The sequence below is a fragment of the Vibrio sp. 9-16B-A1 genome (assembly GCF_056726165.1).
This window is the reverse complement of sequence record NZ_JBSDZD010000014.1, coordinates 106,230-131,982: the sequence shown is the minus strand read 5'-3', so window position 1 is coordinate 131,982 and position 25,753 is coordinate 106,230. Positions and strand designations below refer to the sequence as shown.

24 protein-coding genes and 1 pseudogene are annotated in these 25,753 nt (G+C 54.2%); 16 read left to right on the top strand and 9 right to left on the bottom strand.

Features of this window, described 5'->3' with window-relative positions; genetic code table 11:
* Nucleotides 1–7 precede the first annotated feature (7 nt).
* From lpxB to ACVB80_RS19950, 9 genes are all read left to right on the top strand, one after another.
* Nucleotides 8–1,141 (top strand): lipid-A-disaccharide synthase, encoded by a 1,134-nt coding sequence (gene lpxB, locus ACVB80_RS19990; protein WP_481083041.1) that lies wholly within the window; start codon nt 8–10, stop codon nt 1,139–1,141.
* A gap of 3 nt (nt 1,142–1,144) precedes the next feature.
* Nucleotides 1,145–1,765, top strand: coding sequence for a ribonuclease HII (gene rnhB / locus ACVB80_RS19985; RefSeq protein ID WP_481083040.1), 621 nt, complete (start codon nt 1,145–1,147; stop codon nt 1,763–1,765).
* A gap of 59 nt (nt 1,766–1,824) precedes the next feature.
* Nucleotides 1,825–5,304: a DNA polymerase III subunit alpha gene (dnaE, locus tag ACVB80_RS19980; RefSeq protein ID WP_481083039.1), complete on the top strand. Its 3,480-nt coding sequence runs from the start codon at nt 1,825–1,827 to the stop codon at nt 5,302–5,304.
* Nucleotides 5,305–5,339: 35 nt separating this feature from the next.
* Nucleotides 5,340–6,299, top strand: coding sequence for an acetyl-CoA carboxylase carboxyl transferase subunit alpha (gene accA / locus ACVB80_RS19975; protein ID WP_481083059.1), 960 nt, complete (start codon nt 5,340–5,342; stop codon nt 6,297–6,299).
* A gap of 106 nt (nt 6,300–6,405) precedes the next feature.
* Entirely contained in the window at nt 6,406–7,689 is a 1,284-nt protein-coding gene (gene tilS, locus ACVB80_RS19970) for a tRNA lysidine(34) synthetase TilS (RefSeq protein ID WP_481083058.1), read from the top strand.
* Between the two features lie 63 nt (nt 7,690–7,752).
* Nucleotides 7,753–8,058 carry a c-type cytochrome gene (locus ACVB80_RS19965; RefSeq protein WP_481083057.1) on the top strand — a complete coding sequence of 102 codons (306 nt, stop codon included), beginning with the start codon at nt 7,753–7,755 and terminating at the stop codon, nt 8,056–8,058.
* A 153-nt stretch (nt 8,059–8,211) separates the two neighbouring features.
* A complete protein-coding gene (locus ACVB80_RS19960) occupies nt 8,212–8,580 on the top strand; it encodes a hypothetical protein (protein WP_481083038.1) in 369 nt (122 codons plus the stop codon).
* A 62-nt stretch (nt 8,581–8,642) separates the two neighbouring features.
* Nucleotides 8,643–8,981, top strand: coding sequence for a nitrogen regulatory protein P-II (glnB, locus tag ACVB80_RS19955; RefSeq protein ID WP_481083037.1), 339 nt, complete (start codon nt 8,643–8,645; stop codon nt 8,979–8,981).
* Nucleotides 8,982–9,044: 63 nt separating this feature from the next.
* Nucleotides 9,045–9,890 (top strand): endonuclease/exonuclease/phosphatase family protein, encoded by an 846-nt coding sequence (locus ACVB80_RS19950; RefSeq protein WP_481083036.1) that lies wholly within the window; start codon nt 9,045–9,047, stop codon nt 9,888–9,890.
* Here the strand turns inward: ACVB80_RS19950 and ACVB80_RS19945 are convergent.
* A pseudogene (locus ACVB80_RS19945) lies at nt 9,880–11,283 on the bottom strand (lytic transglycosylase); the annotation flags it as partial. The gene ACVB80_RS19950 and the pseudogene ACVB80_RS19945 sit on opposite strands and share 11 nt — an antisense overlap.
* Nucleotides 11,284–11,512: 229 nt before the next feature.
* On the bottom strand, nt 11,513–12,271 hold the full coding sequence (gene gloB, locus ACVB80_RS19940; RefSeq protein ID WP_481083035.1) for a hydroxyacylglutathione hydrolase: 759 nt from the start codon (nt 12,269–12,271) through the stop codon (nt 11,513–11,515).
* 38 nt (nt 12,272–12,309) lie between these two features.
* On the opposite strand from gloB, the gene ACVB80_RS19935 reads away from it, so the two are divergent.
* On the top strand, nt 12,310–13,086 hold the full coding sequence (locus tag ACVB80_RS19935) for a class I SAM-dependent methyltransferase (RefSeq protein ID WP_481083034.1): 777 nt from the start codon (nt 12,310–12,312) through the stop codon (nt 13,084–13,086).
* A gap of 117 nt (nt 13,087–13,203) precedes the next feature.
* On the opposite strand, the gene rnhA is transcribed toward ACVB80_RS19935, so the two are convergent.
* Nucleotides 13,204–13,668, bottom strand: coding sequence for a ribonuclease HI (gene rnhA / locus ACVB80_RS19930; protein WP_481083056.1), 465 nt, complete (start codon nt 13,666–13,668; stop codon nt 13,204–13,206).
* A gap of 58 nt (nt 13,669–13,726) precedes the next feature.
* Between rnhA and dnaQ the strand changes: the two genes are divergently transcribed.
* Both dnaQ and ACVB80_RS19920 read left to right on the top strand, forming a co-directional pair.
* On the top strand, nt 13,727–14,464 hold the full coding sequence (gene dnaQ / locus ACVB80_RS19925; RefSeq protein ID WP_481083033.1) for a DNA polymerase III subunit epsilon: 738 nt from the start codon (nt 13,727–13,729) through the stop codon (nt 14,462–14,464).
* A 9-nt stretch (nt 14,465–14,473) separates the two neighbouring features.
* Entirely contained in the window at nt 14,474–15,727 is a 1,254-nt protein-coding gene (locus ACVB80_RS19920) for a TIGR03503 family protein (protein WP_481083032.1), read from the top strand.
* A gap of 38 nt (nt 15,728–15,765) precedes the next feature.
* Here the strand turns inward: ACVB80_RS19920 and ACVB80_RS19915 are convergent, their stop codons facing one another.
* The gene (locus ACVB80_RS19915) at nt 15,766–16,272 is read right to left on the bottom strand and encodes a DUF2301 domain-containing membrane protein (RefSeq protein WP_481083031.1); all 507 of its coding nucleotides are present in this window, start codon (nt 16,270–16,272) and stop codon (nt 15,766–15,768) included.
* A gap of 39 nt (nt 16,273–16,311) precedes the next feature.
* Nucleotides 16,312–17,172 (bottom strand): helix-turn-helix domain-containing protein, encoded by an 861-nt coding sequence (locus ACVB80_RS19910; protein ID WP_481083030.1) that lies wholly within the window; start codon nt 17,170–17,172, stop codon nt 16,312–16,314.
* Between the two features lie 162 nt (nt 17,173–17,334).
* Between ACVB80_RS19910 and ACVB80_RS19905 the strand changes: the two genes are divergently transcribed.
* Nucleotides 17,335–17,502, top strand: a complete 168-nt coding sequence (locus ACVB80_RS19905; RefSeq protein WP_481083029.1) for a hypothetical protein — start codon at nt 17,335–17,337, stop codon at nt 17,500–17,502.
* Between the two features lie 18 nt (nt 17,503–17,520).
* On the opposite strand, the gene fadE is transcribed toward ACVB80_RS19905, so the two are convergent.
* On the bottom strand, nt 17,521–19,968 hold the full coding sequence (gene fadE / locus ACVB80_RS19900) for an acyl-CoA dehydrogenase FadE (RefSeq protein ID WP_481083028.1): 2,448 nt from the start codon (nt 19,966–19,968) through the stop codon (nt 17,521–17,523).
* 297 nt (nt 19,969–20,265) lie between these two features.
* On the opposite strand from fadE, the gene lpcA reads away from it, so the two are divergent.
* Together lpcA and ACVB80_RS19890 are read left to right on the top strand one after the other, a co-directional pair.
* A complete protein-coding gene (gene lpcA / locus ACVB80_RS19895; RefSeq protein WP_481083027.1) occupies nt 20,266–20,841 on the top strand; it encodes a D-sedoheptulose 7-phosphate isomerase in 576 nt (191 codons plus the stop codon).
* Nucleotides 20,842–20,858: 17 nt separating this feature from the next.
* Complete coding sequence (locus tag ACVB80_RS19890) at nt 20,859–21,701, top strand: class II glutamine amidotransferase (protein WP_481083026.1); 843 nt, start codon at nt 20,859–20,861, stop codon at nt 21,699–21,701.
* A 60-nt stretch (nt 21,702–21,761) separates the two neighbouring features.
* Here ACVB80_RS19890 and purN read toward each other — a convergent pair whose 3' ends face one another.
* Together purN and purM are read right to left on the bottom strand one after the other, a co-directional pair.
* Nucleotides 21,762–22,403: a phosphoribosylglycinamide formyltransferase gene (gene purN / locus ACVB80_RS19885; protein ID WP_481083025.1), complete on the bottom strand. Its 642-nt coding sequence runs from the start codon at nt 22,401–22,403 to the stop codon at nt 21,762–21,764.
* A gap of 3 nt (nt 22,404–22,406) precedes the next feature.
* Nucleotides 22,407–23,447 carry a phosphoribosylformylglycinamidine cyclo-ligase gene (gene purM, locus ACVB80_RS19880; RefSeq protein ID WP_481083024.1) on the bottom strand — a complete coding sequence of 347 codons (1,041 nt, stop codon included), beginning with the start codon at nt 23,445–23,447 and terminating at the stop codon, nt 22,407–22,409.
* A 169-nt stretch (nt 23,448–23,616) separates the two neighbouring features.
* Here purM and upp point away from each other — a divergent pair, with 169 nt between their 5' ends.
* The gene (gene upp, locus ACVB80_RS19875) at nt 23,617–24,243 is read left to right on the top strand and encodes a uracil phosphoribosyltransferase (protein ID WP_481083023.1); all 627 of its coding nucleotides are present in this window, start codon (nt 23,617–23,619) and stop codon (nt 24,241–24,243) included.
* A 156-nt stretch (nt 24,244–24,399) separates the two neighbouring features.
* Here the strand turns inward: upp and ACVB80_RS19870 are convergent, their stop codons facing one another.
* On the bottom strand, nt 24,400–25,650 hold the full coding sequence (locus ACVB80_RS19870) for a uracil-xanthine permease family protein (RefSeq protein ID WP_481083022.1): 1,251 nt from the start codon (nt 25,648–25,650) through the stop codon (nt 24,400–24,402).
* Nucleotides 25,651–25,753 lie beyond the last annotated feature (103 nt).

Below are 25,753 nucleotides of genomic sequence, written 5' to 3'. Positions count from 1 at the left end.
AACCAGTATGGCACTGAAAATTGGCATCGTTGCTGGTGAGTTGTCTGGTGATACTCTGGGCGAAGGGCTTATTAAAGCGATTCGCCAGCGCTTTCCTGATGCGGAATTTGTGGGTATTGGCGGGCCGAAAATGAAAGCACTGGGCTGCCGCTCTCTGTTTGATATGGAAGAGCTGGCGGTGATGGGGCTGGTCGAGGTGCTGGGCAGACTGCCGCGCCTGCTGAAAGTCAAAGCTCAGCTGGTGAAGCACTTTCGCGCCGATCCGCCGGATGTGTTTATCGGCATTGATGCGCCTGATTTCAACTTAAGGCTGGAAAAGAGCTTAAAAGACGCCGGTATTAAAACCGTTCATTACGTCAGTCCGTCTGTCTGGGCCTGGCGTCCGAAGCGCATTTTCAAAATTGACGCTGCGACCGACCTGGTGCTGGCTTTCCTGCCGTTTGAAAAAGCGTTTTATGACAAATATCAGGTCGCGTGTGAGTTTGTCGGTCACACCCTGGCCGATGCGATCCCGATGATCAGCGATAAGCACGTAGCGCGTGAAATGCTCGGCCTTGAGCAAAATCGCCGCTGGCTGGCTGTATTGCCGGGCAGCCGTGGCGGGGAAGTGGGGCTGATAGCCCGCCCGTTTATCGAGACCTGTAAGCAGTTGCATCAGAAGCACCCGGAAGTGGGTTTTGTGGTGGCGGCGGTGAACGAAAAGCGCCGTGCTCAGTTTGAGCAGATCTGGAAAGAGGTCGCACCGGAGCTTGAGTTCGTTATCGTTGACGACACCGCCCGTCAGGTACTGACAGCGGCCGATGCGGTACTGCTGGCCTCGGGCACCGTGGCGCTTGAGTGTATGCTGGTGAAACGCCCTATGGTGGTTGGTTACAAGGTCAATGCCTTTACCGGCTGGCTGGTACAGAAACTGGCGATCACCAAATACGTCTCTCTGCCAAATATTCTGGCTGACGAAGAGCTGGTCAAAGAGTTTTTGCTGGAAAACTGTGAGCCGGATAACCTGCTGCCGGAAGTCGAAAAAGCGTTGTTTGAAGACAACAGCCAACTGATTGAAAGATTTACTGAAATGCACCGCTGGATCCGTAAAGACGCGGATCAGCAGGCCGCTGACGCGGTGCTGAAACTGATTGGAAAATAGAAAATGGCAAAAGCTCCGGCTAAAGAACTCCCTCCTTTTGAATACCCGGCTGGTTTCAGCCTGTTCGCTGGCGTTGATGAAGTGGGCCGTGGCCCTCTGGTTGGGGATGTGGTTACCGCAGCGGTGATCCTGGACCCGGACAACCCGATTGAAGGGCTGAACGACTCCAAGAAGCTGACCGAGAAAAAGCGTCTGGCACTGTTTCCTGAGATAAAGGAAAAGGCACTGGCGTGGGCCATTGGTCGCTGCAGCCCGGCAGAGATCGATGAGCTCAATATTTTGCAGGCGACCATGGTGGCCATGCAGCGCGCCGTTGCGGGCCTTGGTGTCACCCCGGATTACGTGCTGATTGACGGCAACCGGATACCTGAGCTGCCAATGGCCGGTGAAGCAGTGGTGAAAGGTGACCTCAGGGTTGCCGAGGTCAGTGCCGCTTCGATCCTGGCCAAAGTAGTACGTGACCAGGAGATGGAGGAGCTTGATGCGCAGTATCCTCAGTTCGGTTTTGCCAAACACAAAGGCTACCCGACCAAGGCGCATTTTGAAGCGATTGAAGAGCACGGCGTGATTGACCAGCACCGTAAGAGCTTTAAGCCGGTAAAACGCGCTCTCGGCATTGAGTAACGGCGCGATTGCCGTATCATATTTGACCCAAGTAACCGTCAGGATCCCAGAAGCAAACCATGTCTGACCCTAAATTTATTCATTTGCGTGTTCACAGTGACTTTTCCATGGTGGACGGCCTGTCCAAAGTGCCGCCACTGGTTAAAAAAGTCGCGGAACTGGGCATGCCGGCGATGGCACTGACCGACTTTACCAACCTGTGTGGCCTGGTGAAGTTTTATAACACCGCGACCAACTGTGGGATTAAGCCAATAATCGGGGCAGACTTTACGCTTCAGTCAGAAGCGTTTGGTGATGAGCTGACCAAACTGACGGTGCTGGCGGCGGATAACACCGGTTATAAAAACCTGACCCTGTTGATCTCTGAGGCTTACCTGCGCGGTCATGTTCAGCATCAGCCGGTTATGGACAGAGCCTGGCTGGAGAAGCACAGCGAAGGGCTTATCCTGCTCTCCGGCGGAAAGAACGGCGAGATAGGCCGGGCGCTGCTCAAAGGCAACCAGGCGCTGGCTGATGAGTGTGTGGCGTTTTATCAGCAACATTTCGCTGACCGTTTCTATCTGGAGCTGACCCGTACCGGCCGTGCCGATGAAGAGAGTTATCTGCACTTTGCCCTCGATCTGGCGGAAAGGCATGACCTGCCGGTAGTCGCGACCAACGATGTGGTGCTGCTCAAGCAGGACCAGTTTGATGCCCATGAAATCCGGGTAGCGATTCATGACGGCTATACCCTGGAAGACCCGCGTCGTCCTAAGAACTACAGCGACCAGCAGTACCTGCGCAGCGAAGAAGAGATGTGTGAGCTGTTTGCGGATATCCCTGAAGCGCTGGAGAACAGTGTCGAGATTGCCAAGCGCTGTAACGTCACCGTACGTTTGGGCGAGTATTTCCTGCCTGCCTTCCCGACTGAAGGGATGGAAGAGACCGATTTCCTGGTCATGAAGTCAAAAGAGGGGCTTGAAGAGCGTCTGGAGTTTCTGTTCCCGGATGAAGAGGAGCGCTTAAAGCGCCGTCCGGAATATGATGAGCGACTTGAAGTTGAGCTTAAGGTTATCAACCAGATGGGGTTCCCGGGCTACTTCCTGATCGTAATGGAGTTCATCCAGTGGTCGAAAGATAACGATATTCCGGTAGGTCCTGGCCGGGGTTCCGGTGCCGGTTCCCTGGTGGCCTACGCGCTGAAGATCACCGACCTCGACCCGCTGGAATACGACCTGCTTTTCGAACGATTCCTTAACCCGGAACGTGTTTCCATGCCCGATTTCGATGTCGATTTCTGTATGGACAAGCGTGACCAGGTAATTGACCACGTGGCCGAGATGTACGGCCGGGATGCGGTATCCCAGATCATCACATACGGTACCATGGCGGCCAAGGCGGTTATCCGCGACGTGGGCCGGGTACTGGGTCACCCTTATGGCTTTGTTGACCGAATCTCCAAACTGGTGCCGCCCGACCCGGGTATGACGCTGGAAAAAGCGTTTAAGGCCGAGCCTCAGCTGCCGGAGATTTACGAGTCGAACGAAGAAGTCAAAGAACTGATCGACATGTGCCGCATCCTGGAAGGCTGTATCCGAAATGCGGGTAAGCACGCCGGGGGGGTGGTAATTTCACCGACTACCATTACCGACTTTGCGCCGCTTTACTGTGATGCCGAAGGCAACTTCCCCGTGACTCAGTTCGACAAGAACGACGTGGAAACCGCCGGTCTGGTGAAATTTGACTTCCTGGGCCTTCGGACCCTGACCATTATCGACTGGGCGCTGGGATTGATTAACCCCCGCCTGGAGCGCGAAGGCAAACCGCCGGTGCGGATCGAATCGATTCCGCTTGATGACCAGCCATCGTTTAACCTGCTGCAAAATTCAGAAACCACCGCGGTATTCCAGCTGGAATCCCGGGGTATGAAAGAGCTGATCAAACGTCTGCAGCCGGACTGTTTCGAAGATATTATCGCACTGGTGGCCCTGTTCCGTCCGGGGCCGCTGCAGTCGGGCATGGTAGATAACTTCATCGACCGTAAGCACGGCCGCGAAGCGATCTCCTACCCGGATGAAAAGTGGCAGCACGAATCGCTGAAAGAGATCCTTGACCCAACTTACGGCATCATCCTCTATCAGGAGCAGGTGATGCAGATAGCCCAGGTTCTGTCCGGCTATACCCTGGGTGGCGCGGATATGCTTCGCCGTGCGATGGGTAAGAAAAAGCCCGAAGAGATGGCCAAGCAGCGTGCAACCTTCGAAGAAGGTGCGGTGAACAACGGCGTTGACGGCGAACTGGCGATGAAAATCTTCGACCTGGTGGAGAAATTCGCCGGATACGGATTTAACAAATCCCACTCCGCGGCATACGCTCTGGTCTCTTATCAGACCCTGTGGCTGAAAAAGCACTACCCGGCCGAGTTTATGGCGGCGGTAATGACCGCCGATATGGATAACACCGAGAAGGTGGTTGGCCTGGTGGATGAGTGTATCCGCATGAAGCTGACCGTACTGCCGCCGGATATTAATGCCGGTCTGTACCGTTTCAACGTCGATGAAAAAGGCGCGATCGTCTACGGTATCGGCGCGATCAAAGGCGTGGGTGAAGGTCCGATTGAAGCGATTCTTGAAGCGCGCAATAAAGACGGTTACTTTAAAGACCTGTTTGATTTCTGTGCCCGTATTGACCTGAAGAAAGTTAATAAGCGGGTGATTGAGAAGCTGATCCTGGCGGGCGCACTGGACAGGCTTGGGCCACACCGTGCAGCGCTGATGGCTTCACTGGAAGATGCGGTAAAAGCTGCCAGTCAGCACCATCAGGCAGAAGCGTTTGGTCAGGCCGATATGTTTGGCGTTCTGACTGATGCGCCGGAAGAGGTGGAGCACAAATACACCAAAGTACCGCCGTGGCCGGAAAAAGTCTGGCTGGAAGGGGAACGTGATACCCTGGGGCTCTATCTGACCGGTCACCCGATCAATGAATACATCAAAGAGCTGGGTAAATACACCAGTTGCCGCCTGAAGGATGCTCAGCCAACCCGGCGTGACCAGTTGGTGACGCTCTCGGGGCTGGTGATCGCCTCCAGGGTGATGACCACCAAGCGCGGAACCCGGATCGGGATCATGACCCTGGACGACCGTTCCGGCCGGATGGAAGTGATGCTGTTCTCAGATGCGTTAGAAAAATATGCGGATCTGCTTGAAAAGGATAAAATTCTTATAGTTTCGGGACAGGTCAGCTTTGATGACTTTAACGGTGGCCTTAAAATGTCCGCGCGCGAAGTCATGGATCTTGGCTGCGCCAGGGAAAAATACACCCGTGGCCTTTCGGTAACCATACGCCAGGAACAGATAGGGCAGGACTTTTTTGAGCGCTTTAGCCGGATTTTGGAACCTCACAGAGCAGGAACAGTCCCGGTCAATATTTACTATCAGCGCAACGATGCACGGGCCAAAATAGCCCTCGGTGCCGAATGGCGCGTAACACCGGCTGATACCCTGCTGGACGAATTAAAGCAGTTGCTTGGCAAAGGCCAGGTGGAACTCGAATTTAACTAAAAATCTGTCGCCTGAGGGCGGCAGCGAAGAAAAGGATTCACATGAACTTTCTTGAATTTGAAAAGCCAATTGCAGAGCTGGAAGCGAAAATTGAAGCCCTGCGTGATGTGACCCGTCACGGCGGTGACGCCTCAGTTGACCTGGACAAAGAGATCCAGCAACTGGAAGAAAAAAGCCTGGAACTGACCAAGAAGATTTTCGGCGACCTGGGCGCATGGCAGGTAGCTCAGCTGGCCCGTCACCCACAGCGTCCTTACACCCTGGACTACATTGAGCACGTATTTACCGAGTTTGACGAGCTGGCTGGTGACCGCGCTTATGCGGACGACAAAGCCATCGTTGGTGGTATTGCACGTCTGGACGGTCGTCCTGTAATGGTAATTGGTCACCAGAAAGGCCGTGAAACCAAAGAGAAAGTTATCCGTAACTTCGGCATGCCTAAGCCGGAAGGTTATCGTAAAGCGCTGCGTCTGATGGAGATGGCTGAGCGTTTTAACATGCCAATCATCACCTTTATCGATACCGCAGGTGCATACCCTGGCGTGGGCGCGGAAGAGCGCGGTCAGTCAGAAGCGATCGCGAGAAACCTGAAAGTGATGTCTGGCCTGAAAGTGCCTGTTATCTGTAACGTTGTTGGTGAAGGCGGTTCAGGTGGTGCACTGGCAATCGGTGTGGGTGACTACGTGAACATGCTGCAGTACTCAACTTACTCGGTAATTTCACCGGAAGGTTGTGCGTCTATTTTGTGGCGTGATGCGGACAAAGCGCCTCAGGCTGCTGAAGCCATGGGTCTTATCGCCCCGCGCCTGAAAGAGCTGGGCCTGATTGACTCGATCATCGAAGAGCCGCTGGGCGGTGCACACCGCGATCCGGTGAAGATGGCAGAAAACATGAAAGCGACCCTGCTGGCACAGCTTGAAGAGCTGGCGCCGCTGGACAACGAAACCCTGCTGGAGCGTCGCTACCAGCGTCTGATGAATTACGGTTACTGTTAATTCCTCAAAAGGTTAAAATAAGCGGGCTTTTAAGCCCGCTTTTTTTGTTTTATTGGATTATCGCGCCGGGGGACCCGCTGTGTTGTTTGAAAGATTTTGTGAACAGATGGATGTTTCTGCAGCAGACGCTGACCGTCTGGTGCTGGCACTGAGTGGCGGCGTCGACTCGCGGGTCCTGCTCGACCTGCTGGCCCGGTATCAGCGCAGGCATCCGCTAACGGAGTGCCGGGCGGTACATGTTCACCATGGCCTGAGCCAGAACGCAGATGAGTGGCAGGCAGACTGTACCCGCTGGTGTGATGAGAGCGGTATTCCGTTTTACGCTGAGCAGGTGACGCTTGATACCCGCGGGGAGAGTATTGAACAGGCAGCCCGCCAGGCCCGTTATCAGGCGCTGGAAAAGCACGTTACACCCGGCAGTGTTTTATTGACTGCTCAGCACGCCGGTGACCAGGTGGAAACCTTTCTGCTGGCACTCAAACGCGGCAGCGGGCCGAAAGGGTTGTCGGCCATGGCTGCGAAGATGCCGTTTGGTCAGGGGCAGATTCTGCGGCCATTGCTTGAGGTCAGCCGCGAGCAAATTGAGCGGTACGCCCGCCAGCACAACCTCAGCTGGGTAACCGATGAGAGTAACAGTGATACCCGCTACGACAGGAATTACCTGCGCCATCAGGTGATCCCTCACCTGGAATCGCGCTGGCCTCATATTGGCTCTGCCGTTGCCCGCAGCGCTGCGTTGTGCGCAAAGCAGGAGGCGCTGCTTGCTGAGTTGCTGGCTGATAAGCTGCAGCACTGTCTGGCACCGGATGGCAGCCTTGAAATTGCCGGCCTGACCGGGCAGAGCGAAGCGGTGCGTAATCAGTTGGTTCGCTTGTGGCTGGAACGTAATGGTGCCCGCATGCCGAGCCGGGTACAGCTTTCGGTATGCTGGCAGGAAGTCGCTATGGCCAGGGCCGATGCCAATCCACGATTGAAAATCGCTGACGGGGAAATTCGCAGGTTTCAGCAGCGGCTTCATTATGTTCCACCTCAGGTGGATGTCGGTCAGTGGCAGCAGGCGTTACAGCTCAATACCCCGGTTGTGCTGCCGGATGGGCTGGGCGTACTGGAACTTCGCGCCGGGGATTCCGGTCAGGGATTTATGCTGCGCGCGCCACTCGCTGGTGAGGTTGTCCGGGTACAGTTTGAGCCACAGGGGCTCAGTGCCACACCACAGGAACGGGGCCACAGCCGCAAGCTGAAAAAGCTGTTTCAGGAGTATGGAGTGCCCTCCTGGCAGCGCCGTCGCGTGCCGGTGGTGATGTATGGTGATGAGGTGGCGGCAGTCGCTGATCTGTTTGTTTCCAAAGCGTATTATGCAAGGGAATGTGAACTCATCTGGACCAGGTAGCGCATTTTTGTGCCACAATGGGTGGGTCAGTCATAAAAAAGGAACAAGGAAGCAATGAGGAAAATGATACTGATGGCAGCAGCCACTCTGCTATTGTCCGGTGGAACAGCCATGGCTGCCGGGGATGTGGCGGCCGGGAAAGCTAAAGCGGCGGTTTGTGCCGCCTGTCACGGTCCGGATGGTGTTGCCGTGATTGATGGTTACCCGAACCTGAAAGGGCAGAATGAAAAATATCTGGCCGACTCGATCAAAGCTTATAAAAACAAACAGCGCAACGGCGGCCTGGCGGCGGTGATGCAGGCTCAGGCGATGATGCTCAGCGATCAGGATATTGCCAATTTGGCCGCATACTATGCCAGTCTTAAGTAGCAGACAGTTCAGCTAATTGTGATACTGTCCCCGAAGTGCTGACTGCGCTTCGGGTACAATAGGGCTTAGCCTGGTTTAAAATCAAATCAGGCATCACTGCAGGATGCAGTGAATACCTTTCCTTTTCATTCAGATCCAACATGGAGTGTGGCTATGAATGCGTATTTCTCGTTATTACGGCGTTTCCCTATGGAACGGCCTATGGCGGCAGTGGTTGCCTGTTATCTGTTGGTTCATCTGCCCCTGTTTCTGCAAACTCTTTCACTGACCAGTTTGCGTCTTATTCCCGCGATTGTGATGGGGCTGATCTTTATCAGTGGCCTGGTGGCTCTGGTTGGGCTTTGGAAGCGCGAGAGCTGGGGCTATATTCCGGTGCTGTTTTTTATCCCGGCGCTGACCCTGTTCAGCGGTGCATTCAGTCTGGATGGTCTGCTGCTGCGTAATCTGCTGGTGCTGCTGCTCAACAGCAGTGTTTTCATGTTGTGTGCATGGAGTCTGATGCAAAAAATGGAGGCGGCCTGATATTGGCTAACGCGCTGGAATCAGTAATAATAGTTTTAAACTGAATCAGTATAGGGACGACAATGAAAAAAATCGAAGCCATCATTAAGCCGTTTAAGCTTGATGATGTACGCGAGGCGCTGGCGGATGTCGGTATCACAGGTATGACAGTGTCAGAAGTGAAAGGCTTTGGCCGTCAGAAAGGCCATACCGAGCTTTATCGTGGCGCAGAATACATGGTGGACTTCCTGCCTAAAGTGAAGCTGGAGATCGTCGTGACTGATGACGTGGCTGAGCAGTGTGTAGAAACCATTATCGAGACGGCCCAGACCGGCAAGATCGGCGATGGTAAGATTTTTGTCACCGACGTAGAGCGCGTAGTGCGTATCCGTACCGGTGAGGAAGACGAAGACGCGATTTAAGCGACTTTCGGATCATAATAAAGGAGCTCATATGGGCTCCTTTTCTCTTTAATGGGCAAGGCGATGCTGAAACGGGTAATTTTACTGGCTGTGGTACTGGGTGCGGGTCTCTATGGCGGTTTCCGGGGTGTTTTTTCGGTTCCGGATACACCTCAGCTGGTGATGCTGAGTGAAGAGGGGGCGCCGGAGCAGCGGGTCTGCTATCGCAATCCGGGGCAGGCCCGGCCACTGGATACTCAGGGAAAGCTTGGGGTCGTGGTGTGGAACATTTATAAGCAGGGCCGTGATAACTGGGAAAGTGCGCTCAATGCGTACAGTCAGCAGCGTCAGCTGGTGCTTTTGCAGGAAGCGAGCATCAATCCCGGGTTTATGGACTGGCTGGGCAGGCATCAGTGGGCCAGCAGTCACGTCAGCGCGTTTAAAGCGTTTGATACCAGCGCCGGGGTGCTGAATCTGGCGGCGGCAATGCCGCAGAAAGCCTGCGCTTATACCCAGAAAGAGCCCTGGCTGCAGTTGCCCAAATCCGGCCTGTACGCGGAATACGCCCTGTCTGACGGCCAGAGTCTGGCAGTAGTGAACGTTCATGCGGTCAACTTTACTGTGGGTACGGTGGAGTTTCGTCAGCAGATAGACCGGCTGCGTGCTGCGATTGACGGTCATCAGGGGCCGGTGCTGGTCGCGGGGGACTTCAACGCCTGGAGTGACGAGCGCACCCGAACCATGCGTGAGCTGATGGCCAGCCTGAGCCTTGCAGAAGTGACCTTCAGCCCGGATAACCGTACTCAGTTTGTCACTGGTCATCATCTGGATTACGTTTTCTACCGGGACCTTGAGCTCAAAACAGCAGAGGCACCGCCAAGCGATGCCTCTGATCATAATCCGTTGTTGCTGGAGTTCGTTATACGCTGACCTTGGTCACATCCACGTACAGCTTCAGCTTCTGGCCTGGCTGCAGGTATTTGCTTTTCGACAGTGAGTTCCACTTCACGATGTCGTTGCTGCGTACTTTAAATTTAGTGGCGATACCACTGATAGTGTCGCCGGAACGTACCTGATATACCACGGTACGGATAATGGCGCCTTCGCTGCCATTCTTCCAGATCACCAGTTTCTGGCCGATGCGCAGGGTATCGCGCGGACCCATGCCATTCCATTTCGCCAGGCTCTGATGAGAGACTTTATGGGTTTTTGCGATGGTCCACAGGCTGTCACCCTTGCTGACAGTGTGGGTCAGTTTGTATTTTCCACGTGCTGTAGACTGGGTTTTGGCCAGACGGTTATCCGCGCTCAGGGCATAGACTTTCTCGTCTCTGGTTGAGGTCGGAACCATCAGGTGCTGACCCACACGGATATTGTGGTTGCTCAGTCCGTTGGCTGCCTGGATCACTTTGGTGGTGGTGTTGTAGCGGGTTGCGATCACGCTCAGGCTGTCACCGGATTTCACCTTATAGCGAACCAGCTTCATCCCTTTGCCGCGGTTTTCTTCCACTTTGGCGTTAAAGCGGGCGACTTTATCGGTCGGCAGCAGCAGGTGGTGCGGGCCTTCAGGCGCAGTGGCCCACTGGTTGTAAGCCGGGTTGTAGCCCTGCAGCTCTTTCACGCTCATCCCGGCGTAGTTGGCTGCAATCGCCAGATCCAGCTGCTCGTTTGGGTCCACTTTTTCCAGTACCGGGAAGTTGGCAATTGCCGGAATTTCTACCCCGTATTTCTCCTGATTGGCGACAATATCAGCCAGTGCCAGCAGTTTAGGTACGTAGCCACTGGTCTCTTTTGGAAGGGACAGGGAGAAGAAGTCGGTTGGTTTACCGGCTTTCTTGTTGGTACGGATAGCACTCGATACCCGGCCTCCGCCACTGTTGTAGGCGGCGATAGCGTGGTTCCAGTTGCCGTCAAAGCGTCTGCTCAGTGATTCCAGATAGTCCAGCGCGGCATCGGTCGCGGCGGCGACGTCACGGCGGCCGTCGTACCAGAAGTTCTGTTCAAGGCCGTAGGCTTTACCCGTGCCCGGTACGAATTGCCACAGGCCGGCTGCGCTGCCGTGAGAGTAGGCGAACGGGTCGAATGAGCTTTCCACGATTGGCAGCAGTGCCAGCTCCATTGGCAGGCCACGCTCTTCGATACGGGTGGTGATCAGGTAGAGGAAAGGGGTAGCGCGCTTTGCCACGGTTTCCAGGTGGCGCGGGTGCTTGATGTACCAGGTGCGGTAATAATCGACTTTCTTGTGCTGCGGGATGGGCATTTCCAGCTGCATGGCAATACGTTGCCATACATCATCCACCGATTCAGGGGTAACGACCGGAACCGGCTCAGGTTTGACCTCAGGGACTTTTTTTACCACTTTCTGTTCGGCGCTGGTGGCCGGTTTATTGGTGGTGGTTTCCTGAGGGGAAGGATTTTCTGTCTGAGTCATCTGACAGCCGGTCAACAGCAGTGCCAGACCCCAGGCGTACTTTGCTCTCATCATGCAGCCTTTTATTTAAACGGTTGCTGATAATACTTCTGCCTTCCCCTTAGTGACAAGTCTCTAAATGTTAAAATTCGTTCTTCCACTCACGTAATGCAGAAAAAACTGCAATTGGTGAAGTATCCTGTGTGCGGTTAGAGACGGCCTTGATCACACCCGGCTGCTGACAGCGCAGGAAAGGATTGACCCAGCGCTCCTGACGAAGTGTCGTCGGCAGGGTAGGGTGTTGTTGTCCGCGCAGGCGGATCACTTCTTCCCGGTAGTTTTTCAGCAGCTGATTGTCCGGTTCGACGGCCAGTGCGAATGACACGTTAGATGCGGTGTATTCATGAGCGCAGTAGATCTCAGTTTCTTCTGCCAGCGCATTGATTTTATTGAGTGAGTCAAACATCTGCTGGTAGGTGCCTTCAAATACCCGTCCGCAGCCGGCAGAGAAGAGTACGTCACCGCAAAACAGTTTGCCGTCTCCGTAGTAACCCACGTGGCCGTGAGTGTGGCCGGGCAGGCCAAGAACCAGGAAGGTTTCACCAAACAGGTCAAGCTGATCGCCGTCTTCGGCCAGGGTGTTGACCGCAGCGATGGGCTCTGAGGCCGGGCCGACCACTTTGGCCTGCGGGTATTTGATCACCAGATCCGCCACGCCACCGATGTGGTCGTTATGGTGGTGGGTAAGCAGGATGGCTTCCAGAGTCAGCTGGTGTTTTTCCAGATAGGCCAGGACGGGCGCAGCATCGCCGGGATCCACAACCGCGCAACGCTGATCGCTATTTTCGATCAGCCAGATGTAATTGTCGTTAAATGCGGGTATGCTTTTGATGACTAACATATTTGGTTCTCCCATCACCCTTGGTTGAGGCGCTTACTATGAAGCCAGCTCGTACCTCTCGTAAATTAGATCAACCCCATTCTTGGCAACAATTGAAAAATGGTCAATGGGTATCTGAGTCGATTCAGTTGCGATTGGATGAATGGTGTTCAAAAATCTTCGGATACCACATGTTAAAGCTCGGCGGGCTGAGTTGTGAGCTTTCAACCTGCAACTGTAATATCCAGCATCAGGTGCTGCTCGACAGCCGTAATCCGCTGCGTAACGTGACCGCTGATGCCTACGATCTGCCGTTTCTGGAAAAGAGCTTTGATGCGGTATTGATTTCTCATCAGCTGGATTACTGTAACGATCCGCACCGTTTGCTGCGTGAAGTAGACCGGGTGATGATCGACGATGGTTATCTCATTGTGACCGGTTTTAATCCCATCAGCTGGACGGGCTGCTCAAGCCTGCTTCCCTGGCACAAACATAACCTGCCCTGGAGCGGGCGCATGTTTACTCCCAACCGGATCCGTGACTGGCTGGGAGTGCTGAACTATCAGGTGGTGCATTCAGACTGTTACGCCCTGTTCCCGTTTGGCCGCTACCGGCCAGTGTGGACCTGGATGGAAAATGCATTGGGTGACTGGGCTTCGCCGTTTGGCAGCCTGTACTTTATCGTGGCGCGCAAGCGGACTTATCCGCTTAAGCCGATTAAACCGCACTGGAGGCTGAAGCGGAAACTGTCGCCGCTTGGGGTGAATTATCGGGTTGGGGAGTCCGGTTCGCGGTGCGCGGTCCTCGGTTCGGGGGAGGCCGGAGAAGAAAAGTAATGCTTGAGCGTTGACAGGTTATGGCCATCCCACAACCTGTCGTACCACGTACCACGTACCACGTACCACGTACCACGTACCACGTACCACGTACCACGTACCACGTACCACCGGGCGCTAGCCCGCCTCGTATCCCGTATCTTCTTCCGTCGGCGCTTCTGCCGCGGTTCTGGCCAGCTCATCACAGATTTCGTTTTCACGGTGTCCTGCGTGGCCTTTTACCCAGTGCCAGTCTACGTCGTGGCGTGCGGTTTCGGTGTCGAGGGCTTTCCACAGATCGGCATTTTTTACCGGCTTTTTATCGGCGGTTTTCCAGCCACGTTTTTTCCAGTTATGGATCCACTGGGTGATCCCCTGACGGACGTACTGGCTGTCGGTGGTCAGGATAACTTTGCACGGCTCTTTCAGTGTTCTCAGCGCGACCACGGCGGCCATCATTTCCATCCGGTTGTTGGTCGTCAGGCGGTAGCCTTTGGCGAGGTGTTTTTCGGTCTGCTTGTAGCGCAGCACGATGCCGTAGCCACCCGGACCGGGATTCCCTAAACAGGAACCATCTGTGAAAATTTCTACTTGTTTGACCATCATTTGATACTATTAACGCATTCTGCCTTTGACCACATAGTCTGACACAGCTAACAAGATGAATACCAGCATGAATTCAGAGCATCAACGCATCGTTGTTCTCGATACCGAAACCACGGGTATGAACCGTGAAGGTGGTCCCCATTATGAAGGTCACCGTATCATCGAGATCGGTGCCGTTGAGATCATCGACCGTAAACTGACCGGGCGTCATTTCCACGTTTACCTTAAGCCTGACCGGGAAATTCAGCCTGACGCGGTTCTGGTACACGGTATTACCGATGAGTTTCTGGTGGATAAGCCGGAGTATGGTGATGTTCATAAGGAGTTCCTGGAGTTTATCGATGGTGCCGAGCTGGTCGCCCACAATGCGCCCTTCGACGTCGGCTTCATGGATTATGAGTTCGGCATGCTGGACCCGGCGATCGGTAAAACGGAGCAGTATTGCAAAGTTACCGATACCCTGGCCATGGCGAAGAAGATCTTCCCGGGCAAGCGAAACAACCTCGACGTGTTGTGTGACCGCTACGGTATAGATAACTCTCACCGTACTCTCCACGGGGCATTGCTCGATGCCGAGATCCTGGCGGATGTCTACCTTCTGATGACCGGCGGCCAGACCAGCCTCAAGTTCAGCGCAGACTCTTCTGCCCAGGAAGGCGGAGCCGAGGGGATCCGCCGGGTGAGCGGACGTAAAGGTCTTAAAGTTTTGCGCGCATCGGCCGATGAACTGGAAGCACACAGTGCCAGATTAGATATTGTTGAAAAGAGTGGGGCGTGCCTCTGGCGCCAATAGGAGAACAGAATGATACGAATGGTTATTGGGTTGGTTTTACTGCTGGTAACCGGTATGGCAAGGGCCGAAACCGAATCGGCGATGTCACTGCTCGATAATCGTTTCCGGATCGACCCGACCATTTCGCAGGTTTCCTTTGTTATCTATCGCAAACCCCGTTCCAAATCGGTCATCCTGGTGCGTCCTGATGGCACAAAATACTACTCATGGGATCATCCCGAGAACGTGCGCTGGTACAACGAATCCGGGATGGACATCATCTCTGTCGATAATCCTATGCCAGGCCCCTGGCAGGCGATTGGCAGGGTGCACCCGAAAAACAATATTCGCCTGATCTCTGATCTGGTACTCAAAGTCGACAACTTTCCCCAGCGTCTCTACCAGACGGAACACATCAAATTTACCGCCCGCCTTGAGCAGAAAGGCGAACTGCTGAAACTGCGTGACTTTCTTGACCGGGTCGAGCTGACCGTTACCTTTACCAAATATATGGAAAACGAAGCCAGCCTGTCCCCGGAAGCGCGTCCTGTTCCGCAGGTTATCGGCAAGTTCGAAGACAATGGAGCCGATTTGGATGAGTTTCCGGGTGATGGGGTGTTTACTGCCCGTCTGCCGGTAGATATTGAGCCGGGCAAGTACCGAGCCCGTATTTCTTCCGGCAATGGGGTGTTCCTGCGCGCGATGGAGCAGGAAGTGCTGGTTTATCCGCGTCCGTTTGGGCTGGCATTTACCCAGGCCCGCAGCGCGGAGGTGGACCATACTCTGGCGGTCACCGCGGAAAAAGGCGCGATCAAACCAGGTTCGCTGGCGCTGACCATTACCCAGGAAGTGCCGTCGGGCGGGGAAGTGATCACCCAGGATTTTGTCACGGAAGACGGGGTTAATCTGACCGCGCAACTTCCGAATGGCGATCAGACCGGCCGTCATGCCTGGCGTGGCTATGTGTACGCGACCGATACCGCCAGCAACCGGGAGCTGATGTTCCCGCTGCCTGAGCAGACATTCGGTATCGTGGAAAAAGTTGACATTGAAAAGTCGATGGCCGAATACAAAAAGGCCCAGGAAGAGAAGCGCCGTCTGGAAGAAAAAATACAGCGTGAGATCGAGCGTGAAGAAGCCCGCAAGAGCGGCATGATGTTTGTCATCATCGGCAACGTAGTGGTGCTTATACTGGCGCTGGTGGGCTGGGTACTGTGGCGTAAGATCCGCCTGCAGCGCGCTGATATTCCGGAAATGCAGCTGAGTATGCCGCCGAAGGAGTAACGTATATACAGAAACCGCGCTGATGTCAGCGCGGTTTTTTATATCTGATATTTGGATTTATCACCAATATCGAAATGCAGTGGCATCCGCCATTTATTGAGTGCAAGCCAGCCCAAAATGAATGCCGCAGGCCAGAGCAGAATTTTAATCATCAGCACGTTTTGCAGGGCAAGCGCCGCCGCAGCAGCAGCCAGCAGCAGGGGCACCAGTTTCAGTCCGGGCACTTTAAAGCAGAACGACTCTTTCAGCGCCACCCCTGACCAGCAGACAAACATCAGCCCCATTGCCAGCCACTCCGGTCCAAACGGCAGGATCAGAAGACCAAGCCAGGCAGAGGTCTGAATGACCATCCGGATCCCCTTGAGATAGACGTGCAGATTGGCCGCAGAGAGAAACGTCGCAAACGCCAGCAGCGGTACGGCAATCTCAGGTTTAAGCGGGCAGAGCAGCAGGGCCAGGCTGACCAGAGTGATACCACTGCGGTAGCCGCAGACACTGAGCTTGTCCAGTGTATCGAGTTTTTCCTGGTGGTGAATATCGGCCATCCTGTTCTCCGGTTTTGTTCAGTGCTGAAAGCATATTAATTATACCTTAGCAGCCGGCTGAAAGCGCCTGCGGTAAGCGCCCGGTGTCAGCCCTTTATACTGCTTAAACTGACGATTAAAGTTGGCCTGATTCCGATAGCCCACCTCTTCACAGATAAGCGAGACCGGTTTGCCGGTACTTTGCAGCAGTTCGGCGGCATGGTTGAGGCGCAGCTTACTCAGATACTGGGTAAAGCTTTCCTGAAAGTGGAGCTTAAACAGACGATGGATGCTGCTGGGGCTGGTGTGCAGATACGCCGCGAGGTCATCAAGGCTGAGCGGCTGATGGAAGTGGGTTTCCATATAGTGGCACAGTTTATCGATTTTTCCGCTCTGCTCTTTATCACGGCACTGAGTGGGCGGGTAAGAGAGCAGGGTGGTGGTCTGTTTATCTTCTGCCAGCAGGGAGAACACCTGCAAAAGTGTCGCCAGCTGATTGATGGCCGTTTTCTGCTCCAGCCCTTCCATCAGGCGTTCAAACGCCAGCGCGGTTTCTGCAGAGAAGGCGATTCCTTTCTGCGCCCGCACCAGCAGATTTTCCAGTTTCCTCAGCTCGGCGCAGCTGAACATCATATTGGCCAGCCACTCTTTCTTAAACCACAGCACCAGGGTAGTGCAGTTCTGATCTTTGTCTGCAGACTGGAAAGCGTGAGGCAGATCGGGCGCGAGCAGCAGTAACTGAGGATCCCGGACGACGCCCTGATAGTGGCCAATCCAGGCGCTGCCTTCAAAGTGACGATGCAGAACCAGTTCAAACTCCTGATGATAGTGCCACTCTACCTGCTTATGCGATTCAGACAGGCGTACAAACCGCCAGGAGCGGCCGTATCGCTGGGGGACTTTCTCAATATAGGCTGCCATAGCTGACCAGATAGTATTGGAATGTGCAGAAATAGTAGCGCTAAACCTTAAGGCTTAACAGCGATTGACAGAAAAGTACTGAAAGATGCCAGACCGTTACCGGTTGGGGAGTCTGGTGCTGGTTAAGGTGAAGTCAGACACCGGACATCAGAGGAGGTCATTATGAAAATCTGGTCTAACCGCTACTCGGTGCGTCTGCAATGGCTGGCGCTTATCAATGAAATATGCCCGCTCGATGATGAGCAGGCATGGCGGATCTTTGGCTATCAGAGTCTGGAGGAGTACCAGCAGGAGCTGATGCTCAGCCGCTGGTACCGTGACCGTCTGTAAGTTTCAGGCTTTGGTCACTCAGGCCACGTTATCCATCCCGGGGGTATGGGGTGGCTCTGCGGCCAAGTGCTGCGGCTCAAAATCATCCACATTGATGGTTTCCAGTCGCAGTGCCTCGGCGCGACTCAGCAGGCTGGCTTCATCTGCAGTCAGGATGCCTTCTTCGAGCCCCAGCTCTGCCACTTTGTCCAGCTGGGTAAACGGACGCCGGATCTCCAGGGTTTTGCAGACTTTGTCAAACAACGGCTCGGCTTCGAGGATGGTTTCCAGAGCCTGCTCTATTTTACCGGCCGGATTGTGTTCGGTCGGTGCAAGATACTGGTAACGGCCCAGGCGGCTTCGGGTGGCATTCGGGGTCTGCATCAGGCGGGCGACCTGGCTGTCCAGTTTGTCAGACGGAGTCAGGCGCACCCGGCCATACGGCATCAGCAGGACTTTGAGTGTCACGCCGAGCCACTTCACCGGGAAGTTGTTCAAGAAGGTATGGATGGCCTGTTCGGTCTGCAGCAGGCTGTCCTGCATTGCCCAGTCCAGCAGCGGCTTATCTTCTGCGTTTGCCCCCTCATCGGCGTAACGTTTCAGGGTAGCGCTGGAGAGATAGAGCTGGCTGAGGATGTCACCCAAACGGGCAGACAGGCGCTCTTTGCGTTTCAGGGAACCGCCCAGTACCGTCATTGAGATGTCGGATAGCAGGGCCATATTGGCACTGTAGCGGTTGAGCTGTTGGTAGTAGCGGCGGGTATGGTCGCTGACCGGGCTGTCAGAACCATAGCCGTCGGTCAGACCCAGCCACAGGCTGCGAACCAGGTTACTCAGGGTAAAGCCAACATGGCCAAACAGCGCATGGTCAAACTTATCCAGAGCATCAGACTCAGTGGAATGAGCTGCCTCCATCTCGGCCAGTACATAAGGGTGACAGCGGATCGCCCCTTGTCCGTAGATGATCATCGATCGGGTCAGGATATTTGCCCCTTCTACGGTAACGGCGATAGGCGCACCCTGATAGCCACGCGCGAGGAAGTTGGAAGGACCAAGGCAGATCCCTTTACCACCGGAAATATCCATCGCATCGATAATGCTGCGCTGGCCTCTGTGGGTACAGTGGTATTTGACGATGGCCGAGATCACCGATGGCTTCTCGCCAAGGTCAATACCAGCGACAGTGAGGCTGCTGGCGGCATCCATCACGTAGGCATTACCTGCCAGGCGAGCAAGAGGTTCTTCAATTCCCTCCATGTGGCCGATAGGCTGTTTAAACTGACGGCGGATGCGGGCATAAGCGCCGGTTGCCAGCGCTGCGGTTTTCAGGCCACCGGTCGAGTTGGATGGCAGGGTAATACCGCGCCCTACACTCAGGCATTCAACCAGCATGCGCCAGCCCTGGCCGGCCATTTCAGGTCCGCCGATAATAAAGTCGAGTGGGACGAAGATGTCTTCGCCTTTGGTCGGGCCGTTCTGGAAAGGCACATTGAGCGGGAAGTGGCGGTTGCCGATTTCAACGCCTGGAATATCGGTCGGGATCAGGGCGCAGGTGATCCCCAGCTCTTTCTCTTCACCCAGCAGGCCATCCGGGTCGCGCAGTTTAAATGCCAGGCCCAGTACGGTGGCGATGGGTGCCAGGGTGATATAGCGTTTGTTCCAGGTCAGGCGCATACCCAGCACTTTCTCGCCTTTCCATTCCCCTTTACACACGATACCAAAATCCGGGATGGCACCGGCATCAGAACCGGCTTCCGGACTGGTCAGGGCAAAGCATGGGATCTCTTCGCCACGCGCCAGGCGGGGAAGGTAGTAGTCTTTTTGTTCTTCGGTGCCGTAGTGCTGCAGCAGCTCGCCAGGGCCGAGAGAGTTCGGTACGCCGACGGTAGAAGAAAGCACACCGGAAACACCGGTCAGTTTCTGCAGTACCAGTGACTGGGCATAGGCGGAAAACTCCAGTCCGCCGTACTGCTTTTTAATGATCATGGCGAAGAACTTGTGGTCTTTCAGGTACTGCCAGACTTCCGGCGGCAGGTCTGCCAGCTGGTGGGTGACCTGATAGTCGCTGGTCATGGCGCAGACTTCGTTAACCGGGCCGTCCAGAAAAGCCTGCTCTTCCGCGCTCAGCTGCGGGGCTTTTATTGCGCTCAGTTTGCGCCAGTCCGGCTTGCCGCGAAACAGTTCGGCTTCCCACCACACGGTGCCTGCTTCCAGCGCCTCTTTTTCAGTTCTGGACATGGCAGGCAGGACTTTTTTAAACACCGTCAGCGCCTTACTGCTGATAAGGCTCTGGCGCAGTGATGGCATGGCGAGCAGAGCACCAATAACAATGAACACCAGCCAGGCGATGGGGCCGACAGTGCCAAATACAGTAGCGGTCAGCATGACCGCACCAATCAGAGCCAGAGAGGTGGCAAGCGCATATCTGTGGTACAGCGCCAGGCCAACAGCCAGCGCAATCCCCAGGGCAGAGAGCAGGATTTCCATGTGATGATTCCTTTTGTTCACGGTTAGGGTACATTTTCTTATTGTGTGGTCGTACCAGTTAGAGTGATTGTAATCGAGTTGTTGTGTAAATGTAAAACCCTGCAATTGCAAAAAAGTGATCCCAACCCTGAACCGGATTAAAAAATGACCATGAGACAAAAACTTGCTGGTGCAGTGCTCAGAAAGCACATCGGTGGTCGACACTCCGCCAGCTTTGTAGTTAAACTCAGATGAAAGCAATCAGCTGCCTTATACTTGTTGGGCAGCCTAATAACAGACAATCAGAGAGAAAGCCCTATGTACCAGGATTTGATCCGCAGCGAGCTCAACGAAGCCGCTCAGGTTTTGCAGGCGTTTTTGGCCGACGACAACAATATTGCGCAGATCGAAGCAGCAGCGAAAATGATCGCTGATTCGTTTAAGCAGGGTGGCAAAGTGCTTTCCTGTGGTAACGGTGGCTCGCACTGTGACTCGATGCACTTTGCTGAAGAGCTGACCGGCCGATACCGTGAAAACCGTCCGGGTTACCCGGGGATTGCGATTTCTGATCCAAGCCACCTGTCGTGCGTGAGTAACGACTTTGGCTATGACCACGTGTTCTCACGCTATGTGGAAGCGGTAGGTTCAAAAGGCGATGTACTGTTTGGTCTGTCGACTTCAGGCAATTCGGGCAACATTCTGAAAGCGATCGATGCGGCAAAAGAGAAAGGCATGAAAACCATCGCCCTGACCGGTAAAGACGGCGGCAAGATGGCAGGCCTGGCGGACATTGAAATCCGTGTACCTCACTTTGGCTATGCGGACCGTATTCAGGAAGTGCATATCAAGATCATCCACATCATCATTCAGTTGATTGAAAAAGAGATGGCGTAACAGGAGAGTCAGGGAAGATGTGTGAACTGCTCGGCATGAGTGCCAATGTGCCGACCGATATCTGTTTCAGCTTTACCGGACTGATGCAGCGCGGCGGAAATACCGGGCCGCATCGCGATGGCTGGGGGATTACCTTTTATGAAGGGCGGGGCTTCCGTACATTTAAGGATCCGAATCCCAGCTGTCAGTCTAAAATCGCTGAGCTGGTGCAGAACTATCCGATAAAAAGCTGCGCTGTGGTCAGCCATATTCGTCAGGCAAACCGTGGCGGGGTGAATCTGGAAAACACCCACCCGTTTACCCGCGAGCTGTGGGGACGATACTGGACTTTTGCCCATAACGGCCAGCTGACTGGCTATGACTCACTGGATACCGGTTTTTTCCGGCCTGTGGGTCAGACTGACAGTGAGCGCGCATTTTGCTGGCTTTTGTATAAGCTGGAGCAGAAGTTTCCCCAGCCACCGGAAGATATGCCAGCGGTGTTTGAGTACGTACGCGAATGCTGTGACCAGCTCAGGGGAATGGGCGTGTTTAATATGCTGCTCAGTGATGGCGATTATGTGATGAGCTATTGTACCAACCATCTCTACTGGATCACCCGCCGGGCACCGTTTGGCGAGGCCAGCCTGATCGATGAAGATGTCACGATCGACTTTCAGCAGGAAACCACGCCCAATGATGTGGTGACGGTTATTGCGACACAGCCCCTGACGGATAATGAGCAGTGGCAGCGGATGAAGCCGGGTGAGTACAGCCTGTTCCACTTTGGTGAGTTGCTGGCAGGTAACCATGACCAGCTGGCTCATGTGGCGTATCCGCCGAAGAAAGTGAAATCCCAGGCGCCGACAGAGCCTTTGTGACTCTCTGGTAGCAAGTATTAAAAAAGGTGGCATCAGCCACCTTTTTTAATACTTGCTTAATCAGTCCTGCGCGTAGCCCTGAGTGCCTAACGGCTCTCCATCCAGTACGGCCTGACCCTGGCTGTTCATCACCAGGCGACCTGACAGAAACCAGTCCACTACCATAGGGTAGATGCCGTGTTCCTGTGACTGTACCCGCTCATTGAGCAGTTCCGGCGTGTCATCATCAAACACCGGCACTTTGGCCTGCAGTATCACAGGGCCACCATCGAGCTCTTCGGTAACAAAGTGAACACTGGTTCCGTGTTCTTTATCTCCGGCTTCAATGGCGCGCTGGTGGGTATGCAGCCCCGGGTATTTGGGCAGCAGGGAAGGGTGAACATTCACCATTTTTCCCAGGTAATGACGGACGAACTCATCAGACAGGATGCGCATGTAACCGGCCAGTACCACCAGGTCGGGCTGGCAGCGGTCGATCTGAGCCATCAGCTCAGCGTCGAACGCTTCGCGGGAAGCAAATTCCTTTGGATTGACAAAGTGGGCATCAATCCCACTTTGTCTGGCGCGCTCAAGTCCGTAAGCGTCAGCCTTATTGGAAAAAACGGCGCTGACTTTTCCACGGATACGGCCGGACTCACAGGCATCAATCATAGCCTGTAAGTTGGAACCGTTACCTGAAATTAAGACAACGATATTTTCCATGGTTTAGCGGATCTCTACCTGCTCTTCGCCATCTTTGGCAGAAGCAATTTCACCGATAACCCAGGCGTTCTCGCCTTCTGCTTTCAGCAGTTCAACCGCCGCATCTGCCTGATCTTTTGGCAGGGCAACGATAAGGCCTACACCACAGTTAAAGGTGCGGTACATTTCGTGGGTCTCAACGTTACCTTTCTCCTGCAGCCAGGAGAAGATAGCCGGCCATTCCCAGCTGTTTCCATCAACGACGGCTTTAGTACCTTCTGGCAGTACGCGTGGGATGTTTTCCCAGAAGCCACCACCAGTGATGTGAGAAATTGCATGGATGTCATGCTGCTCAATCATCTTCAGTGCAGATTTAATGTAGATGCGGGTCGGCTCCAGAAGCTGCTCGCCGATAGTGCGGCCGCAGAGCTCTTCGTTCAGGTCCGCGCCGGATACTTCCAGGATCTTGCGGATCAGTGAGTAACCGTTTGAGTGCGGGCCACTTGAACCAACAGCGATCAGTGCGTCACCTTCGGCTACTTTGGTGCCGTCGATCAGGTCTTCTTTTTCAACTACGCCAACACAGAAACCTGCAACGTCGTAGTCTTCGCCTTCGTACATGCCCGGCATTTCAGCAGTTTCACCGCCGATCAGTGCACATCCAGCCTGTACACAGCCCTCACCGATACCGGCAACCACGTCAGCTGCGGTATCTACATCCAGTTTGCCTGTCGCGTAGTAGTCCAGGAAGAACAGAGGTTCTGCGCCCTGAACGATCAGGTCGTTCACACACATCGCGACCAGGTCGATACCGATGGTATCGTGTTTTTTCATATCCAGAGCCAGGCGGAGCTTGGTACCCACGCCGTCAGTACCGGAAACCAGTACAGGCTGCTTATATTTGGTCGGCAGTTCACAAAGTGCACCGAAGCCACCGATGCCACCCATTACTTCCGGGCGGCGAGTGCGTTTTACCACACCCTTAATACGGTCAACCAGAGCGTTGCCTGCGTCGATGTCTACACCAGCGTCTTTATAGCTAAGAGAAGAGTTGTTACCACTCACGGGGATGTCCTCGTCATAGGTTGGATGTGAAAAACGGCGCTATTCTAACAGGGGTTGAACGGAAAAGGAAAACGTTTGCGTCAGTTTTTTTTGTTGTCATTCAAACCTGAAATATCATTCAAAACCATGTATACTCTGGCGGTTTATTTAAAATATGTCGGAGTTGGAAATGAAAGTTGTTGAAGTGAAGCATCCTCTGGTTAAACACAAAATCGGTTTGATGCGTGAAGGGGACATCAGCACCAAGCGCTTTCGCGAACTGGCTACAGAAGTAGGCAGCCTGTTAACTTATGAAGCGACTGCGGATTTTGAAACCGAGCGCGTAACCATTGATGGCTGGAACGGCCCGGTTGAAGTTGACCAGATCAAAGGTAAAAAAGTGACCGTAGTGCCAATTCTGCGTGCTGGTCTGGGTATGATGGACGGTGTACTTGAGCACATGCCAAGCGCACGTATCAGCGTGGTAGGTATCTACCGTGACGAAGAGACCCTGGAGCCGGTTCCTTACTTCAACAAACTGGCGTCTAACATCGATGAGCGTATCGCTCTGGTTGTTGACCCTATGCTGGCGACTGGTGGTTCGATGATCGCTACTATCGACCTGCTGAAAGAGAAAGGCTGTCAGCACATTAAAGTGCTGGTTCTGGTTGCAGCTCCTGAAGGTATCGAAGCGCTGGAAAAAGCACACCCGGATGTAGAGATGTACACTGCAGCGATCGATGAGAAGCTGAACGACAAAGGCTACATCGTACCGGGTCTGGGTGACGCGGGTGATAAGATCTTTGGTACTAAGTAAGCGAACATTTTTCGCTTTATTTATGTATGAATGAAAAAGGGAAGCTGTTGCTTCCCTTTTTGTTTTTCCGGTCCTGGGAGCGCTTTGCTGCTGGGTCCTGGGTTATGGGGAATTTCACCCCAGAAACCCAGGACCGGGTGACCCAGTACCTGTCTTTTACGCTTTATCCTCTTCCATCTGCGCATTATCAACCACATGGTTTTCACCCAGGTCATCCGGCAGGATGAGGTTGAGTGCGATAGCCACGATACCGCAAAGGCTGACGCCCTGCAGGCTGAAGTCGCCGATGCCAAATGCCATGCCGCCGATACCAAATACCAGGGTTACCGCCACGATCACCAGGTTACGTGATTTGTGCAGGTCGACATTGTTCTTAATAAGCGTGTTCAGGCCAACGGTCGCGATAGAGCCAAACAGCAGGATCATAATGCCGCCCATCACCGGTACCGGAATGGTTTGCAGCAGAGCGCCCAGTTTGCCAACCAGTGCCAGTACAATCGCAGTTACCGCAGCCCAGGTCATGATCACCGGGTTAAATGCTTTGGTCAGCATTACCGCACCGGTCACTTCTGAATAAGTGGTATTTGGCGGCGCGCCCAGCATTGAAGCTGCCATGGTTGCCACCCCGTCACCGGTAATGGTGCGGTGCAGGCCTGGTTTTTTCAGGTAGTCTTTGCCGGTTACGTTGGAAATCGCCAGCATATCGCCAACGTGTTCAACGGCAGGAGCGATGGCTACCGGGATCATGAACAGTATGGCATTGATGTTAAACTCCGGGAAAGTGAAGTTTGGCAGGCCCAGCCAGGCTGCCTGCTCAACCGGGGTGAAATCAACCACGCCATACGCCAGGCTCAGGCCGTAGCCGACGCAGATACCGCCAAAAATAGGCAGCAGCTTTAAGTACCCTTTGGCAAAGACGCTGATGGCGATAGTGGTTGCCAGTGACGCGCAGGCAATGATCAGCGCTGCGTTACCGTCAACCAGCTGTACGGCACCGTCACCGGTTTTACCCAGTGCCATGTTGACCGCAACCGGCGCCAGGCCCAGACCGATCACCATAATTACAGGACCGACGACCACTGGCGGCAGCAGTTTATGGATAACCGCTACGCCTTTGGCTTTAATCACTGCACCCAGCAGCACGTATACCATACCGGCTGCCATCAGGCCGCCCATGGTGGAAGCAACGCCCCACGCCTGTACGCCATACATAATAGGAGCAATAAAAGCGAAAGAGGAAGCGAGGAAGATAGGGACGCTGCGACGGGTAATGAGCTGAAATAACAGGGTACCGACACCGGCACCGAACAGAGCTACGCTGGGGTCAAGGCCGGTCAGCAGTGGGACCAGAACCAGAGCACCAAACGCGACAAACAGCATTTGGGTACCTTGCAGTATTTGGGACATTGGGCTTTTCCATTTCTTGTAAACAAAATTCGCAGGATTCTATCACCCGGCAATCGTTTGCGCATTAGATATAGATCAAGAAAATGGGAGCCTGGCCCTCACT